Here is a 17,425-nt window from a genome sequence, read left to right as displayed (position 1 = left end):
ATTTATTGTTCAAAATTGTCTGCTATTTTATACCAATATCCCCAAAGATGTTACTCCTTGGGTAGAAAAGCCAATCTTGGATAAATTCTTACCAGTTATTGTCACAATAATCAGTAAAGCCTTATTTAATAGGCTTCTGAGGCGAAGTGTTAAATATTAATAATATTTACACTCAAAACCTTTACATTTGATGTGATGTCGGGCGTAAATAGACTTCACGTATTCATACACGCACTAAGGAAAGAGCGAATGTTTTTCCGCATTGGTAATACGAAGGTTGCTGTGGCTGCAGCAGCAATTTTGTCTTCATTTTCACTGGCTCCGACGGTTATGGCTAGCACTGCCTCTGAGCTTGAAATGCAGCGTGAGGTTTATGACAGAGCGCAAGAGGTTTTAGACAACCGAGACCTAAAAGCTTACTCGGCGCTACGTAATAAAATTCAAACATACCCTTTAACTCCATACACAGATTATCGCGCCTTTCTTATTGGCTTAGGCGATCGTACACCTGCTGAAGTGGATACTTTTATAGAAGAAAACAAAGCCCTGCCATTTTCGAATCGTATGCGCGCACCTTATCTGGATTCACTAGCCTCTCAAAAGCAGTGGCAAACGATATTGGAATTTCAAACCCAAGAGCCGACTGGCGAAAAATACCAATGTATCTATTACCGAGCTCATTATGAGCAAGGTAATCAAGAAATCGCGTTTAAAGGTGCGAAGCAACTTTGGTTAAGCGGCAGTGGTGTTGATGACGCATGTGACCCGCTTTTTGAAGAGTGGGATAAAGCTGGCTTAAGAACCGATGAGTTGATACTAGAAAGGATGTTGTTGGCGTTTGAAGGCCGTAACGGTAAGTTGATGACTTATCTAATTAAACAATTAGATTATGATGAGGCAATTGCTCAAGCCAAGCAGATGAAGGCGTTGTTCAACAAGCCTGAAGATGTTCTCGCGTTTGCCAAGAAGCACCCTGCGAATGAATTTTACCAAGCTCAAACCGAGTTTGGTTTTGAGAAACTGGCAAGGAAGTCAGCAAGCAGCGCTCAAGAGGTTTTTGATGATGTTGTGAAAGCTCAAAAGTTTTCGAAAGAAAAATCCCAAGAGTTAGCGGACTACCTAACGTTCCGCTTGATCAATACCGACTCTGAAGAGTTGATGGCGTGGCGAGACAAAATGCTCGCGAGCTCATCGAAACAGGTCTTGCTGGAGCGACGTGCTCGCTTAGCTATTCAGCATGCCGATTGGACTGGCTTGAAAGAGTGGATAGCGCGCTTAGATGATAAGCATCAGGCTTCGCTTCGCTGGCAGTATTGGCAGGGTCGAGCTGAGATAGCGACGGGGGATAGCGCTCAAGGTAACAAGAGACTATCCGATATTATGGGGCAGCGTAACTTTTACAGTGTAGCGGCAGCTAAGCAGTTAGATGAGCCTATCCAGTACCCAACATCCACGTTGAAATACAATGCTGAAACAGTGAAACCTTTTAACACATCATTGACTCGTATTGGTGAGCTGATTGAACGCGATAAAATTGCGGCAGCTAAGAGTGAGTGGCGTTGGTTATTAGCCAATGCAGACAAAGACCAAAAATCGATGCTTGCGGCTCATGCTGCGACAAAGCGTTGGAATCATCTAACGGTCACGGCCAGTATATCAGCGAAGATGTGGGACAATATTACTTTACGTTTCCCAGTTGCGCACAAGTGGTGGTTCAACTTCTATGCCGAAAAACACGATATTGACCCAATCACTTTGATGTCTTTAGCGAGACAAGAAAGCGCGATGGATTCAGAAGCTCGCTCTCCTGTTGGCGCACGTGGCATCATGCAAATCATGCCGAAGACAGCTCAATACACGGCTAAAAAGCATCAAATTAAGTATCAGGGAAGCGACGACCTTTATAATGTCAGCAAGAATATTGAGATTGGTAGCCACTATTTAGATGGTTTGCTTGCTCAATATGACAACAACCGTATTTTTGCTTTTGCCGCTTACAACGCAGGGCCTAGCAGAGTAAAACAGTGGCGTTTACGTAGTGATGAAAAGTTAGATGCGTATGCCTTTATTGAAATGATTCCATTCAAAGAGACGCGCGGTTACGTTCAGAATATCTTGATGTTCGAGACGTATTATCGAGATATTCTAGGTGAGAAAGGCGCGTTTTTGGCCCCTAATGAACTAGCCACTAAATATTAGTGGCTCGATGCTTTTTGTTTAAAGCTGAGTAATATAAAAGGCAGTGAGTTCGAACCATTTCCACTTACTGCTTTTTTGCATTGGATCAAAGTTAGTGTTTCGGTATAAAGTGTTAAACGCTTTCAATCGTTAAGCGGCTACTTCAAGCCAAAATTTAAAAGTAAGTGTAGATATATGGCATCACAACCTGAATATGATAATTGGCAACAACTAATGGATTTGGTAAAAACAGCGGCTGAAAAAGATCAGCATGAGCTGTTGTTGACCATGATGATGACATCTGATGAGCGAGATGCTTTGGTTGCTCGAGTGAATATCCTTTGTGAACTCATGAAAGGTGAAATGTCACAGAGACAGGTGAGTCAAATGTTAGGAGTGGGTGTGGCGACTATCACGCGCGGTTCAAACGAACTAAAAGCTAAATCAGAACAAGAGAAAGCTGCTATTTCGGGGTTGCTACTCAAGTAAGCCCTTAAAACAGCACACTTTAAGAATTCGATAAAAACGCTAACCACAAGTTAGCGTTTTTTGTTTCTGACTCACTCACTTTTTATCTATCGAATCTAAATGTTTGATAAAAATGCTTTCAATGAAATCTAGCTAGGGAAGTGTTCTGGGTTAACAAATGGGATCAGCGCTAAGATCAAAGCTTGATGATACACAGAACTTCGAGATAGTTGATTGTGTGTAAGTAAGCCAATTGCGCCGCCCTTTTGTTTTATGTTATCCGTTCCGAAGACTTCATCCATTACGTCTCCTAATTCATTCGCATGCTGGAGTTTATCAAGCACAACAGGTGGTAGCATTAAGCTTGCAGAGCGAGACTCGCCACGTTGACCATTTGCTTCAATTATCATCCAAGCAAAGGTAACGTTGCCTTCAATTCCAGATTCTAACCCAACATGAAAATCTGCATTTGGCAGTGCTTGGATTGCATTGTTAACGCGATTTAGAGCGCCTTGATAAGTCTCATCATTGCTCATCGGTTGATCGGACACTCCACTAGGGACGCTGATACCTTTGAATTCGAATTCAGAATCAGGAAAAGCAGAAAGGAATGCACTTGTAACGGCGTTTATTTTAGCTGGGTTCAGCGACGCAATGACGACGGATTTCATGTATTGGATTCTTTTTGTTGTCGATTAAATTGAGTTGGTGTAGTCGATACCATTCGTTCAGTTCTTCCAATGGCATCGGTTTACCGAAGTAATAGCCTTGCAGCATATCGCACTGCGCATCTTGCAACCAGTGATGCATGCTTTCGGTTTCGATGCCTTCGGCTGTGACCTTTTTGCCTTGAGCATGGCATAGTCCGATAATCGGTTTTACTATGTTCTGATTATCGGTTTCAATTAAGGTGTCTAAAAAGACTTTATCTAGTTTGATTTTTTGAGTCGGATACTGCACCAGTTGAGTGATCGAAGTATATCCAGATCCAAAGTCGTCAATCGCTAATCGATAGCCCATTAGCGAGAGTTGGTTGAGCAACGGAAAGCCTTGTGAATCTGAGTAAAATGTTTCGGTTATTTCGAAATCAATCAAGCTAGGTGGAATTTGATTAATATCAGCATGTTCTTTAATGAAGTCAGCAAGGTGCGTCGTTTCTATCCCTGCAGAAGATAAGTTAATTGATAGCTGTACCGAGTGATCAAATTGAGCCTGAAGTCGATGAAAAGACATGAATGCATTTTGAATTACCCAACGGTCAACTTGTTCGAACAATCCAGTTTGTTCAGCAATTGGAATGAATTCATCAGGTGGAACTAAACCAAGTTGTTTCGAATCCCAGCGCAATAAAACCTCAACACCAATAATATGGGCTCCGGTTGAATCCATATAGGGCATATAGACGAGTCTAAATTCATCATCAAAGTTCTTGTCTCTGAGTGCTCGCTCGATGTTTGCTTGGCGTTGAATTACTTTGTCTAAATCTCTTGAATAGTCAGCAAATTGGTTTTTCCCCGCACGCTTGGCTTGGTACATCGCCGTGTCAGCATGTGAGATTAACTTCTCAATTGAGTGACCGTCGTTAGGGTATGTTGCAATGCCGATACTGGCTGTAATTGGAAAACTTCCAGATTCGGTGGTAAAGCCTTTTTGAAGTGGTGTCAGCAAATCGTCCGAAAACTTATGGGCGATATTTCCTCTCTGAGTGGGAGCATTGATGTACACGACAAATTCGTCTCCAGAGAGGCGAGCAGGCATACAGTGAGCGTCGTATTTTGTTTGATAATGGGCACAAATATCGGAAATACGCTTGGCGAAAGAGACCAATATTGAATCACCAATTTGATGTCCGTATTTGTCGTTAACAAACTTGAAATTATCCAGGTCAAAGTAGAGAACCCATGTTTCGGTATTTGAGCTAGGCTTTGGTAGCGATTGTTGAACAAAGGTTTGAAATTGATGCCTATTGGCTATTTGTGTTAATTGATCATTCTCAGCCAAAAGCTTAGTTTGCTGATAGGTATTATCTAACTCTTGGTACATGTCATAAAAACGCTGCGATAGACGACCAATTTCATCACGAGTACCCAAGCGTTCAATATTCTTACGTTGTTTTTTCTCTACTTGTTGTAGCTGTCTATCGAGTCGTGTTATCGGAGTAATAACACTGCGTGACAAAAGCATGAGCAATAAAATGACGGTAACTAAGGCAGAAAGTGCAAATGATAAACTTAGTTTGTTCCAAATGGAGTCGAGTTTGTTCTCTAATAGAAACTGTGCAGGGTCTACTGTGGCGTAAAGCTCTGGTGCAAGCTTTACTGAGTGAGTGACACTGTTGTCCATCGAAACCGCGATAGGTGTGAAAAACAGACTTGTTTGATAGTCGAACTCTATCTGTTTTCTCAGTGCATTAAATTTGTCGAGAGAGACCGAGACTACAACAAAAAAAACATCATTGAGTGGGCTGTTTGTGGATGGAGCAACGGCTTTTTTACCTAGCATATCATAGTGAACCAACATTCCTTCTCCTTGAGAGTTTTGGATATAGTTGGTGCTCGATGTTGCTAATGTCTCTTGGTAATGTTGATCAACAAATTCTAATATCTTAGTGTCAATCTGAGCTCTAACATCATTGCTATTGTCTGCGTAGTAATTGAGCTTTCGATCACCATTGAGGATCGCTAAGCCAGTATAACTTTCATCACCATCCTGCAATACATGTATGGCTTTTCGAAGATTACTAACCAATTCAAGATCGCGAGATAAACTCTGTTCGGTGAAAAAGTACCGCTTAACCATATCACTTTGAGTCAATGTGTAAGAGTAGCTATTGAGGAAGGCGCGAGACTGTCGAAAATGCCCGGCTAACTTTTCCATATTCAGTTGAAGTGCGTTGTCTTCGCGTTTGATGAAGCTGCTTTTCTGCGTTGAATAGATAATATAGTTAGAAGCCGCGGTACTGATCAGTATCACAGGAGTTATCAGTAGTAATATTTTAGTACTTAGCTTCATAGTTAATGACAACACTATTTATAAATTAAGCAGATGATTTTATGTTACTTAATGCTTGCTCGCTATTAATTGCACTTAGTTCGATGCGTTCCTGTGAAGGGAATTAGATTTTCGATTTATTGTTGGAAGTTTTATCAATGAAGATGGAGTGAATGAAGCTGTTGATTTGGTGAAGCTAGAAAGGTTTGATAGCTGACAATAACCTGCTAACGAATAACTAATTGAGATATAACAAAATATTTTTGTACGTCATTTGGTCGAATCGTTATTACGTTAGCAGTGATGTTATTTTACTTAGTGGTCTATCATAGGCCAAATGCTAGTCACGTCATGCTCACGACAACTTAACTTGAGTCGCCTTAATGTTTTCACTTGGGTAGCATCCCAGTACTTTCAGGTGACGGGTAATGGCCGTTAGTTCAGTTATCGCTTGTTGCATGTTATCTGAATCTAGGTGCGCCTCTAAATCAACATAGAACATCTCTTCCCAAGGGTTTCCCATGATAGGACGAGATTCCAGCTTGGTCATGTTGATACCTAGACGTTGCAAAATAAGTAGTGTCTCCACTAGGGAGCCAGCTTCTTGAGATGTCGACATAATCAACGTTGTTTTAGCTGGAATTTGAGTTGAAACCTCAACGGGTTTGCGAGCTACAACGATGAAGCGAGTATGGTTCTCTGTTTGGTTTGCAATATTGCCTTGGATAGGTTGCAGGCCGTAAAGCTTACCACTAGACGCATTACCAATAGCGGCAACATCATCACCATCCAGTTCTTTTACTTTCTTCATTGCATCTGCTGTGCTTGCACAAGATTCAAGACTCACGCCTTTTAAGCGACTCAAAAACTCACTGCATTGTTGATGTGGCTGTGGGTGTGAATAGAGTGTTTTGATGTCTTCTAAACGGATATCACTTTTCGCAACAAGGCAGTGCTCAATAGGCTGAGAAAGTTCACCAACGATGTAAAGAGTCGTGTGTTGTAGTAGGTCGTAGACTTCGTTAATTGACCCTGAGCTGGTGTTCTCAATAGGCAATACACCGTAGTCAGCATGGCCAGATTCTACCGTTGATGCTACTTCTTTGAAGTGATTACAGTTTAATTCAATCAACTCCATATTCTTACGGCTAAAATATTCACGGCTCGCCAGATGAGAGTAGGAGCCTTTAGAGCCTAAGAATGCAACGCGAGCCAGTGGCTTACGGCTTTGTGGATTCGCCAAATTTTGCAAGTATGACTGTTGCAGTAGAACGGAATCTTCAATGATTGTGTGAAACAGTTTAGTGATGTACTGCGCATCAAGCTCATATTTATCTTTACCATTGTTAATGAGCTTAACCAGAAGCTGCTGCTCACGAACAGCATCGCGTACAGGCTTTGATGTTTCTACTTTGCTTTTCGCAACTTCGATACTGAGTTTGCGACGTTCGGAAAGTAAACTCAGCAGTTCGTCATCTAAATCATTAAGACGAAGGCGGATATCATCCAGTGAAATTGAGCGGTCAGTCATAAATGTGTCCTTATAAAAAAGCCTCCCTAGTGTGGGAGGCTTCTTGTTCGTTTTTGACTTGTTTTTCTAAAACGACTCAGCCTCCGATTTACGGAAGAAAAAAGAAGTCAAAAATAAACAAAGATTGAGAGTGCATAAAAAGTGATTGTTTTATGAATGTTTAAACACAATAAGCAAGCGAGCTACGAGCGTCAAGCAAAAAAATAGCGCCTTGAGGCGCTATTTTTTAATCTGTTCTCTTTCCTTATTCTACTTCAGCTTCTAGCTCTTCAATTTCAGGCTTTTCAGCGCGGCGCGCTTCTGGTTTATGGCGTAGCTTGTTGAGTTGACGCTCTAGTTTTTGTTCTACTTCGTTGATAGCTACGTAGAGGTCGTCATGGATTGATGAAGCAACAAGTTGGCCTTTCGGTACGGTTAGAACCGCTTCAAATTTCTTTTTCTTGTTTGGTTCTTCACTAAAGCTCGCTTGGCAACCAATGATGTCTACTTGCCATTTATCAAGCTTTTTAAATTTGCTTTCTATGTGATCACGGATTGCAGAGGTAATGTCGATGTTTTTACCAGTGATGTTCATTTTCATAGAAGTTTTCCTCTGTTGTATCCCTCATGGGTTAACTTCAGATTACGACTTTTAGGAATTTAGAGTGTGATCTAGATCTCATTTTTATTAGGTGGGATGAGCATTAAAATCAAATGTGATCTTACGCAAGTCTTGATATATTTTTGGCGAAAAATGCTTGTTATCCTTATGAAAAACGATAACTTGGAGGCAAGGCTTCGCTAAAAATTACATCAGTTTTTAGGGGCGTTTTACAGCCTTTTTAAAGTGCGTGATGAAAATTCACTCAATAAGATTATGTGAACTAACGCACACTTAGCTTCTGCTTTAATGGAATATTGAAAGCCCGCACCGGTTTCCTTGTGCGGGCTTTTTAGTTTTTCGTTGCTTCGCGATTTCGCAATCGGAAAGTTTCGTATGGACTCAATATGACTTTTTGAGTTTGTACGTTAATCGCTGGTTTGTAGTAATCTCGCTGTACCGTTCTCTCGGATGGTATTAATTGCCTGTAATTGTTTGTAAATAACGAAGTAGCGGTTGATATTAGTGACGTAAGTAACGGGTTCTTTACTCACATACTTACGCGTGATGATTTCTACATTCTTGAACCAGATGTTGGGGTTATAACCTTTTTCCTTGGCTATAGCTCTCATCTTTCTAATTTTAGCGGGTCCGGCGTTGTAAGATGCCAACGTAAAGTAGATTTGGTTATCAGGAGATATTGCCGGGTCATCAAAATACCGATCTTTGATAAAACGCATGTATTTCACGCCCGCGTGGATATTGTTATCCACTTTGTGAATGTTTTTAATATTGACGTTTTTGTCTCTAGCAGTACTCGGGAGTACCTGCATTACGCCAATTGCACCTCGGTGAGAAACCCTGCTCTGATCAAGTCCTGATTCTTGAAAGCCTTGAGCTGACATCATTAAAGGGTCAAATTCATACTTGCTTGAGTATTTTTCAAACACATCAGCGAGTTTAGCCACTTTGTCGACTTTGTTAGGATTGAGAGCTCGGCCTAGCCAGCGAGTATTATCGATATACTTTTGATATATCACGTTGCCGAGTAAGGTGCCGCTGCGAGAGGTTTTAACGTATTTATTGATCTCTTTCTTTAAAATTGGACTGTCTTTTCTTAATGCCCAAGCAATGCGACCATTTTCTCGTAAAGGCAAGTCGGTATGGACTTGAATATTTTCCATTACGTCAGTCCATAGTTTTGCTTTGTGACTATCGAGTATCGTGCCTTGTATATAACCTTGGTTAACTAACTCGATCAGTTCGTAGTCTTGTAATGATTCTTCGACAAAGTGGACGTGAAGTGGGGATAAATCTAATCTGTTGAGTTCTTTGTTCACTCTCTGCACACTCTCGAAATAACTTGAGCTTGCACGAATCCACACCTCTTTGTCGCTTAGTTGTTTGATATCGGTAATAGGGGGAGACTTTTTCCCAGTGATAATGAGTTCTTTGACACTTGTTATCATTGGGTCTGAAAAATCGATGGCTTGTAAGCGTTTATCGGTGACCGTTAGGTTTGCTACGGCGATATCGCCATAACCAGATTGCAACGAGGGGAGTAGGTCATCTCTTTGTATGGGGATGATTTGAACATTGAGGTAAGGGTGTTTCTTACGAAGATTTTTCTCAAAGTGATAGAGCATCTCTGCCACTATACCCTTTGGTTTGCCATCTTCTATGTAATAAAATCCAAGATCGGCCGACACGAGTACTCTAACCATTCCTTTGGTTTTAAGTACATCCAAGTCGCCCATGTAAGGCTTATTGCTTAATGGGGATAACTCCAATGAGTGGGAAATTTGGCTAAATAGCATGATCCCAATAAATAATAACAACCTACTCACATCCACACTCCATGTTGATGATTTGTTAAAAGTTATTTATTGAAGATACCGTGTATTATGCGATTCATCAAGTTTACGAAATGTGGTTAAAAAAAAGCGCGCTAATAAATTAGCACGCTTTTTTATATTGATATGTAAGTAGTTGATTAAGGTAGTGGGTTTAGCTCAATTAACTGCTCTGTTCTTGCTACCGCATCTTCCAGACCTAGTTTTTTGTAGGCTTCTAACTGTATGTCTAAAGATTTACGAGCCGCAATGGTATCAGGGTAGGTTTTTTGTAGTTCTTGTGTACGGTTCACTGCAGCAATCCAAGCTTCACGTCGTAGGTAAAAGTCAGCCGTTGCTAAGTCATACTCTGCTAGGCGGTTTTTAAGTGCGAACATGCGTTTTTGTGAGTCTTCGGCATAAGGGCTGCTAGGGAAGCGTTCGAGCAGTCGCTTGAAGTCAGCAAAAGCAAGCTTCACGGGTTCTGGATCTCGGTCACTTCGGTCGATATTAAAAATATCGTGCATGAAGTTTCTATCTTGAGCCATGTGCGTTAAGCCACGCATGTACAGTACCCAGTCTTGTTTCTCATGGGTTGGGTTCAAACGTAAGAATCGCGAAATAGTTGCAAGGCCAAGTGCCAAGTCATCATTTTTGTAGTACGCGTAAATTAGATCCAGTTGTACTTGTTCTGAATAGGCGCCGAATGGGTAACGAGAGTCTAAGGCTTCTAGCTTTTCGATTGCTGAAAGCCAACTACCACTCTGCAGTGATTGTTGAGCGTCAGAGTAAAGAACCGATGGCGGTACATCCGGTACTATTTCTTCACTACTTGAACAGCCAACTAAGAGTGATACGGCTAATAGACCCGATAAAGTAAGGTGTTTCATGTCAGGCGTCGATTCCTTGAATTAAATATTTCGTAAGCTTCCGTTACTTTCTAACCAGTAACAGATACAATGATGCAATTATTCTATTTTATCCATACTAATGGGTATTAGTCTCACGGTTTTTAAAAAAGTTCGATATGGCTCAGCAGATAACATTAACAGACACAGTAAAAAGCAGCCAGTTAGGTCAACGTTTAGACCAAGCTGTCGCTGAACTATTTACTGATTTTTCTCGCTCTCGTATTAAAGAGTGGCTTCTTGACGGCAAAATCCAAGTGGATGGCGAAGTTATCACTAAACCGCGCACTACAGTTTTGGGCGGTGAAGCGATCATCTTACAAGCGGAGCTTGCGGATGAAGAACGCTGGGAAGCACAAGATATTCCGTTAGACATTGTCTATGAAGATGATGATTTATTGGTTATCAATAAACCTCGTGACCTGGTTGTACACCCAGGCGCAGGTACGCCGGATGGAACCATACTAAACGCATTGCTTTTCCATTACCCTCAGATTGCCGAAGTACCTCGTGCTGGTATTGTGCACCGTCTTGATAAAGACACAACTGGTCTTATGGTTGTGGCTAAAACGGTTCCAGCTCAAACTCGCCTTGTACGAGCTCTTGCCAAGCGTCGTATTACTCGTGAATATGAAGCAATTGCTATTGGTAAAATGACTGCGGGCGGTGTAGTAGAGAAAGGCATTAGCCGTCATGCAACGAAGCGTACGTTAATGGACGTCAATGAATTGGGTAAGCCTGCGGTAACTCACTACCGTGTTGCTGAGCATTTCCGCGAACATACTCGTATTCGTCTGCGTCTAGAAACCGGTCGTACTCACCAAATCCGTGTTCACATGTCATATCTTCAGCATCCGCTGTTAGGTGATATAGCGTACGGTGGTCGTGCACGTATTCCAAAAGGTGCATCTGAAGAACTAACGACAATGATTCGTTCTTTTGATCGCCAAGCACTACACGCGGTTATGCTGAAGTTTGTTCACCCGATTACTGGTGAAGAAGTTGAGTTCCATGCACCTGTGCCAAATGACATGGTTGTGATGGCTGAAGCATTGCGTGTTGATGCTCGCGAAAACATAGAAGACGACATTTAATCGTGTCAATGATCATCCCTGACTGGAATGCACCACAAAACGTAAAAGCATTTGCTTCGACTCGTTTTGATGGTTGTTCTACAGGTGCTTATCAAGGGTTAAACCTTGGTATGCACGTTGGGGATGATGCTTTACTTGTTGAAAGTAATCGAACATGGCTAAAGCAACAATCTAAGATGCCCACGGCTCCGGTATGGCTAAATCAAACTCACTCAACTGATGTTGTTACGGTTTTAGAACCTGCGGTGAATGTGCTTGATGCGGATGGTACATTTACCACTGCAAAGGGTGTTGTGTGTTCTGCGATGACAGCCGATTGTTTACCGGTCATCCTTACCGATACCAAAGGTACTCAAGTTGCTGCAGTTCATGCAGGTTGGCGTGGTCTTGCTGGTGGTATTCTTGAAAATGCCGTCGCAAAGTTTTCAAACCTAGATTCAGATAACCAGATTATTGCTTGGCTTGGCCCTGCAATTGGTAAAGAGGCATTTGAGGTTGGCAACGATGTGTTGGACGCTTTTGTTCGTTTTGACGCTCAAGCGAAGTTAGCATTTAAAGCCAAATCCGAACCTGGCAAGTGGTTAGCAAACATGTCTCAGCTAGCAACCCAACGACTCAATAAGGTTGGCGTTACTTCGGTGACAGATTCGAATTTATGTACTTATACTGATTCCGATGCTTTCTATTCTTATCGTCGTGATGGCATTGCTGGGCGTCAGGCTACCTTTATTTGGTTAGAGTAACTTCTAATTAATGTAATTACCCATCGAGCTCATTTATATTTCCATATAAGCTCTATTCTTCATTTTTATCCCTTGAAAATCTTCGTTACCGTATCCATCTTCTAAACATAAGATAAACATATCTAAGAGTAGGAAGGTTGGCATGCGTCTCGATCGATTCACTAGTAAATTCCAAATTGCGATATCTGATGCTCAGTCGCTCGCATTAGGTCGTGATCACCAATATATAGAACCAGTACACCTAATGGTGTCGTTGCTTAATCAAGATGGTAGTGCAATTCGTCCATTGCTTACTATGTTGAATATTGATGTGGTTCAACTTCGTTCTAAATTGAGTGAAATGTTAGACCGTGTACCGAAAGTAAGTGGTATCGGTGGTGACGTTCAGCTTTCTAGTGCGATGGGTACGTTGTTCAACCTATGTGACAAGGTGGCGCAAAAGCGTCAAGACAGTTATATATCCTCAGAAGTCTTCTTACTTGCAGCTATTGAAGATAAAGGACCTTTAGGTAACTTGCTTAAAGAGCTAGGTCTTACAGAAAAAAAATTATCTCAAGCTATCGAACAAGTTCGCGGTGGGCAGAAAGTCGATGACCCGAATGCAGAAGATCGACGTCAAGCACTCGAGAAGTTCACCATTGATCTGACTGAAAGAGCAGAACAAGGCAAGCTTGACCCTGTGATTGGTCGAGATGATGAAATTCGTCGCACCATCCAAGTTCTTCAGCGTCGAACCAAAAACAATCCAGTTATTATCGGTGAACCTGGTGTTGGTAAAACCGCAATTGTTGAAGGCTTGGCGCAACGCATTATTAATAACGAAGTACCTGAAGGTTTAAGAGGCCGTCGCGTGCTGTCGTTAGATATGGGTTCTTTGATTGCGGGCGCTAAATATCGTGGTGAATTCGAAGAGCGTTTGAAATCAGTTCTCAACGAATTATCTAAAGAAGAAGGAAACATCATCCTCTTCATTGATGAAATTCATACTATGGTAGGTGCGGGTAAAGGCGAAGGCTCTATGGATGCCGGTAATATGCTGAAACCAGCATTGGCTCGCGGTGAGTTGCACTGTGTCGGAGCAACAACTCTTGATGAATATCGTCAATATATTGAGAAAGATCCTGCTTTAGAGCGTCGATTCCAAAAGGTGATAGTCGATGAACCAACCGTAGAAGATACCGTTGCTATTCTCCGCGGTTTAAAAGAACGCTATGAACTTCATCACCATGTAGAAATTACCGATCCAGCTATTGTGGCTGCGGCAACATTATCTCATCGGTACGTTTCAGATCGTCAGTTACCAGATAAGGCTATTGATTTGATTGATGAGGCTGCTTCGAGCATTCGTATGCAAATAGACTCAAAGCCTGAGTCATTGGACAAATTAGAACGCAAGATAATCCAACTGAAGATCGAGCAGCAAGCGTTAACTAACGAAAATGACGAAGCCAGTGAAAAGCGTCTTCGTACATTGCAATCTGAGCTTTCCGATAAAGAACGAGACTTCGCGGAACTTGAAGAAGTGTGGAATGCAGAAAAAGCGGCTTTGTCTGGAACGCAACATATCAAATCGGAATTAGAACAAGCTCGAATGGATATGGACTTTGCAAGACGAGCTGGTGATCTTAACCGAATGTCAGAGCTTCAATATGGTCGAATTCCAGAGTTGGAGAAGCAGTTAGATCTTGCGACTCAAGCTGAAATGCAAGAAATGACGTTATTACGTAACAAAGTCACCGATGCAGAAATAGCAGATGTTCTATCGAAGCAAACGGGCATCCCTGTTTCTAAAATGCTAGAAGCTGAGAAAGAGAAGCTTCTTAAAATGGAAGGTGTTCTGCACAAGCGCGTTATTGGTCAAGCAGAGGCGGTTGAAGTGGTATCGAATGCGATTCGTCGTAGCCGTGCTGGTTTATCAGACCCAAACAAGCCGATTGGCTCTTTCTTATTTCTTGGCCCTACTGGCGTAGGTAAAACCGAACTTTGCAAAACACTCGCTAACTTTATGTTTGATAGTGACGATGCCATGGTGCGTATCGATATGTCTGAGTTTATGGAGAAACACTCTGTTGCTCGTTTAGTTGGCGCTCCTCCGGGCTATGTTGGATATGAAGAAGGTGGCTATTTAACAGAAGCTGTACGCCGTAAACCTTACTCAGTGATTTTGTTGGATGAAGTTGAGAAAGCACATCCGGATGTTTTCAATATCTTATTACAGGTTCTCGATGATGGACGATTAACTGATGGACAAGGTCGTACGGTAGATTTTAGAAATACGGTCGTGATCATGACATCTAATCTAGGCTCTTCGAGAATTCAAGAAAACTTCAATACACTTGATTATCAAGGAATCAAGAATGAGGTGATGGAAGTGGTCAGTAAGCATTTCCGTCCTGAGTTTTTGAACCGTGTTGATGAAAGTGTTGTGTTCCATCCTCTAGGCCAAGATCACATTCAGTCCATAGCCTCTATTCAGCTTGAACATCTTAAAAAGCGAATGGAAGAAAATGGTTATGAACTTGAAGTATCCGACAAAGCACTTAAGTTGATTTCTCAGGTTGGTTTCGACCCAGTGTATGGCGCACGACCATTGAAAAGAGCGATTCAACAGAGTGTCGAGAATCCGTTAGCGAAAGCGATATTGGCGGGAAAAATCAATCCTGATAAGAAAGTGCAGCTATTAGTGAATAATGACCGAATTATTGCTCATCAATAATCAAACTATGAATAATAGGTACGATTAGCCGAAATTAAGGTTTAATTGTACCTATTTTGAACGCTTTGTGTGAATAGTGTCCGAACGGTCGCTTGCGACGGTTTTTTTTCATTTTTGCCCTTGTGCAAAGGATTATTCTCTCTATAATGCGCCTCCGTTGCCAAGGATAACCAAGCGGTTTGAACTAAGTAACGAGACGCCATTAAGCATTTAAGATGCTTTGAAAAATTAGCGAGAAAAAGTGTTTGACACTGGAATCCAATTCGCTAGAATGGCCGTCCACTTCGAGAGGCTCCTTACTTAAAGGAACGCTTAAGAAGTAAAGCTCTTTAACAATTTAAACCTATCAATCTGTGTGGGCACTCGTTGATGAATATCAAAACGTTATTGGTTCTTTTTCGAAAGAGCGTAATGACAGTTACTTCGGTAACACAATGATTTCAATGAACTGAGTGACCAATACAAAATTAAGTTTACTTAATTTTGGCACAGTCAATTCATTACCATTCTGTTGGAATGGTAATAGCTTTAGAATTACTTTTTACTTTCGAGTAAGAATAGATTTTGAAGTCAGTATTCGTTGAGTCACACCTATTAATTTAGGTAATCAAAACTTTAAATTGAAGAGTTTGATCATGGCTCAGATTGAACGCTGGCGGCAGGCCTAACACATGCAAGTCGAGCGGAAACGACACTAACAATCCTTCGGGTGCGTTAATGGGCGTCGAGCGGCGGACGGGTGAGTAATGCCTAGGAAATTGCCTTGATGTGGGGGATAACCATTGGAAACGATGGCTAATACCGCATGATGCCTACGGGCCAAAGAGGGGGACCTTCGGGCCTCTCGCGTCAAGATATGCCTAGGTGGGATTAGCTAGTTGGTGAGGTAATGGCTCACCAAGGCGACGATCCCTAGCTGGTCTGAGAGGATGATCAGCCACACTGGAACTGAGACACGGTCCAGACTCCTACGGGAGGCAGCAGTGGGGAATATTGCACAATGGGCGAAAGCCTGATGCAGCCATGCCGCGTGTATGAAGAAGGCCTTCGGGTTGTAAAGTACTTTCAGTTGTGAGGAAGGGTGTGTAGTTAATAGCTGCGCATCTTGACGTTAGCAACAGAAGAAGCACCGGCTAACTCCGTGCCAGCAGCCGCGGTAATACGGAGGGTGCGAGCGTTAATCGGAATTACTGGGCGTAAAGCGCATGCAGGTGGTTCATTAAGTCAGATGTGAAAGCCCGGGGCTCAACCTCGGAACTGCATTTGAAACTGGTGAACTAGAGTACTGTAGAGGGGGGTAGAATTTCAGGTGTAGCGGTGAAATGCGTAGAGATCTGAAGGAATACCAGTGGCGAAGGCGGCCCCCTGGACAGATACTGACACTCAGATGCGAAAGCGTGGGGAGCAAACAGGATTAGATACCCTGGTAGTCCACGCCGTAAACGATGTCTACTTGGAGGTTGTGGCCTTGAGCCGTGGCTTTCGGAGCTAACGCGTTAAGTAGACCGCCTGGGGAGTACGGTCGCAAGATTAAAACTCAAATGAATTGACGGGGGCCCGCACAAGCGGTGGAGCATGTGGTTTAATTCGATGCAACGCGAAGAACCTTACCTACTCTTGACATCCAGAGAAGCCAGCGGAGACGCAGGTGTGCCTTCGGGAGCTCTGAGACAGGTGCTGCATGGCTGTCGTCAGCTCGTGTTGTGAAATGTTGGGTTAAGTCCCGCAACGAGCGCAACCCTTATCCTTGTTTGCCAGCGAGTCATGTCGGGAACTCCAGGGAGACTGCCGGTGATAAACCGGAGGAAGGTGGGGACGACGTCAAGTCATCATGGCCCTTACGAGTAGGGCTACACACGTGCTACAATGGCGCATACAGAGGGCAGCAAGCTAGCGATAGTGAGCGAATCCCAAAAAGTGCGTCGTAGTCCGGATTGGAGTCTGCAACTCGACTCCATGAAGTCGGAATCGCTAGTAATCGTGAATCAGAATGTCACGGTGAATACGTTCCCGGGCCTTGTACACACCGCCCGTCACACCATGGGAGTGGGCTGCAAAAGAAGTGGGTAGTTTAACCTTTCGGGGAGGACGCTCACCACTTTGTGGTTCATGACTGGGGTGAAGTCGTAACAAGGTAGCCCTAGGGGAACCTGGGGCTGGATCACCTCCTTATACGAAGATACTTACGATGAGTGTCCACACAGATTGATTAGGTTTAGAAAGTTTAAGAGTAGAAATACTTTTCCAGATGGGGCTATAGCTCAGCTGGGAGAGCGCCTCGCTGGCAGCGAGGAGGTCTGCGGTTCGATCCCGCATAGCTCCACCATCTTTAAGTGTTTTTCTTTGAAAATATTTAAAAATGGTTTTGAAAGTTTAATTCTTTA

General features: G+C 42.6%; 11 protein-coding genes, 1 tRNA gene, 1 rRNA gene and 1 other annotated feature. Of the genes, 7 read left to right on the top strand and 6 right to left on the bottom strand.

The genetic code is table 11. The features are described from left to right. Nucleotides 1-249 precede the first annotated feature (249 nt). Both sltY and trpR read left to right on the top strand, forming a co-directional pair. Nucleotides 250-2,199: a murein transglycosylase gene (gene sltY / locus OCW38_RS12030; RefSeq protein ID WP_261894173.1), complete on the top strand. Its 1,950-nt coding sequence runs from the start codon at nt 250-252 to the stop codon at nt 2,197-2,199. A gap of 174 nt (nt 2,200-2,373) precedes the next feature. Beyond that, nucleotides 2,374-2,667, top strand: a complete 294-nt coding sequence (trpR, locus tag OCW38_RS12025; protein WP_010434864.1) for a trp operon repressor — start codon at nt 2,374-2,376, stop codon at nt 2,665-2,667. A gap of 128 nt (nt 2,668-2,795) precedes the next feature. On the opposite strand, the gene yjjX is transcribed toward trpR, so the two are convergent. The 6 genes from yjjX to OCW38_RS11995 all read right to left on the bottom strand — a co-directional run bounded on the left by yjjX (nt 2,796) and on the right by OCW38_RS11995 (nt 10,470). Beyond that, a complete protein-coding gene (yjjX, locus tag OCW38_RS12020) occupies nt 2,796-3,317 on the bottom strand; it encodes an inosine/xanthosine triphosphatase (protein WP_046209294.1) in 522 nt (173 codons plus the stop codon). Continuing rightward, a complete protein-coding gene (locus OCW38_RS12015; protein ID WP_010434868.1) occupies nt 3,280-5,658 on the bottom strand; it encodes a putative bifunctional diguanylate cyclase/phosphodiesterase in 2,379 nt (792 codons plus the stop codon). Before OCW38_RS12015 ends, yjjX begins: the two co-directional genes overlap by 38 nt. 334 nt (nt 5,659-5,992) lie before the next feature. Then, nucleotides 5,993-7,168 carry a prephenate dehydratase gene (pheA, locus tag OCW38_RS12010; RefSeq protein WP_010434870.1) on the bottom strand — a complete coding sequence of 392 codons (1,176 nt, stop codon included), beginning with the start codon at nt 7,166-7,168 and terminating at the stop codon, nt 5,993-5,995. Between the two features lie 12 nt (nt 7,169-7,180). Beyond that, nucleotides 7,181-7,301: a sequence feature (Phe leader region), on the bottom strand. Nucleotides 7,302-7,412: 111 nt separating this feature from the next. Next, nucleotides 7,413-7,748: a ribosome hibernation-promoting factor, HPF/YfiA family gene (gene hpf, locus OCW38_RS12005; RefSeq protein ID WP_004735034.1), complete on the bottom strand. Its 336-nt coding sequence runs from the start codon at nt 7,746-7,748 to the stop codon at nt 7,413-7,415. A 428-nt stretch (nt 7,749-8,176) separates the two neighbouring features. After that, entirely contained in the window at nt 8,177-9,601 is a 1,425-nt protein-coding gene (locus tag OCW38_RS12000; protein ID WP_315897589.1) for an MltF family protein, read from the bottom strand. A gap of 140 nt (nt 9,602-9,741) precedes the next feature. After that, nucleotides 9,742-10,470, bottom strand: a complete 729-nt coding sequence (locus OCW38_RS11995) for an outer membrane protein assembly factor BamD (protein WP_010434874.1) — start codon at nt 10,468-10,470, stop codon at nt 9,742-9,744. A gap of 137 nt (nt 10,471-10,607) precedes the next feature. Between OCW38_RS11995 and rluD the strand changes: the two genes are divergently transcribed. The 5 genes from rluD to OCW38_RS11970 all read left to right on the top strand — a co-directional run bounded on the left by rluD (nt 10,608) and on the right by OCW38_RS11970 (nt 17,367). Continuing rightward, nucleotides 10,608-11,582 carry a 23S rRNA pseudouridine(1911/1915/1917) synthase RluD gene (gene rluD, locus OCW38_RS11990; protein WP_010434876.1) on the top strand — a complete coding sequence of 325 codons (975 nt, stop codon included), beginning with the start codon at nt 10,608-10,610 and terminating at the stop codon, nt 11,580-11,582. An 8-nt stretch (nt 11,583-11,590) separates the two neighbouring features. After that, nucleotides 11,591-12,325 carry a peptidoglycan editing factor PgeF gene (gene pgeF / locus OCW38_RS11985; RefSeq protein WP_261895671.1) on the top strand — a complete coding sequence of 245 codons (735 nt, stop codon included), beginning with the start codon at nt 11,591-11,593 and terminating at the stop codon, nt 12,323-12,325. 142 nt (nt 12,326-12,467) lie between these two features. Then, nucleotides 12,468-15,041, top strand: coding sequence for an ATP-dependent chaperone ClpB (clpB, locus tag OCW38_RS11980; RefSeq protein ID WP_010434880.1), 2,574 nt, complete (start codon nt 12,468-12,470; stop codon nt 15,039-15,041). Nucleotides 15,042-15,658: 617 nt separating this feature from the next. Next, a 16S ribosomal RNA gene (locus OCW38_RS11975) occupies nt 15,659-17,213 on the top strand. Between the two features lie 78 nt (nt 17,214-17,291). Next, nucleotides 17,292-17,367, top strand: a tRNA-Ala gene (locus OCW38_RS11970). Nucleotides 17,368-17,425 lie beyond the last annotated feature (58 nt).

The sequence above is a fragment of the Vibrio cyclitrophicus genome (assembly GCF_024347435.1).
Lineage (GTDB): Bacteria > Pseudomonadota > Gammaproteobacteria > Enterobacterales > Vibrionaceae > Vibrio > Vibrio cyclitrophicus.
Note: the sequence above shows the minus strand (reverse complement) of the source record. Positions and strands in the feature narration are given on the sequence as shown.

Bases quoted from the DNA above. Each gene is read 5' to 3' on its own strand.
- sltY (WP_261894173.1), top strand. From the start codon at position 250: ATGTTTTTCCGCATTGGTAATACGAAGGTTGCTGTGGCTGCAGCAGCA.
- trpR (WP_010434864.1), top strand. From the start codon at position 2,374: ATGGCATCACAACCTGAATATGATAATTGGCAACAACTAATGGATTTG.
- yjjX (WP_046209294.1), bottom strand. From the start codon at position 3,317: ATGAAATCCGTCGTCATTGCGTCGCTGAACCCAGCTAAAATAAACGCC.
- OCW38_RS12015 (WP_010434868.1), bottom strand. From the start codon at position 5,658: ATGAAGCTAAGTACTAAAATATTACTACTGATAACTCCTGTGATACTG.
- pheA (WP_010434870.1), bottom strand. From the start codon at position 7,168: ATGACTGACCGCTCAATTTCACTGGATGATATCCGCCTTCGTCTTAAT.
- hpf (WP_004735034.1), bottom strand. From the start codon at position 7,748: ATGAAAATGAACATCACTGGTAAAAACATCGACATTACCTCTGCAATC.
- OCW38_RS11995 (WP_010434874.1), bottom strand. From the start codon at position 10,470: ATGAAACACCTTACTTTATCGGGTCTATTAGCCGTATCACTCTTAGTT.
- rluD (WP_010434876.1), top strand. From the start codon at position 10,608: ATGGCTCAGCAGATAACATTAACAGACACAGTAAAAAGCAGCCAGTTA.
- pgeF (WP_261895671.1), top strand. From the start codon at position 11,591: ATGATCATCCCTGACTGGAATGCACCACAAAACGTAAAAGCATTTGCT.
- clpB (WP_010434880.1), top strand. From the start codon at position 12,468: ATGCGTCTCGATCGATTCACTAGTAAATTCCAAATTGCGATATCTGAT.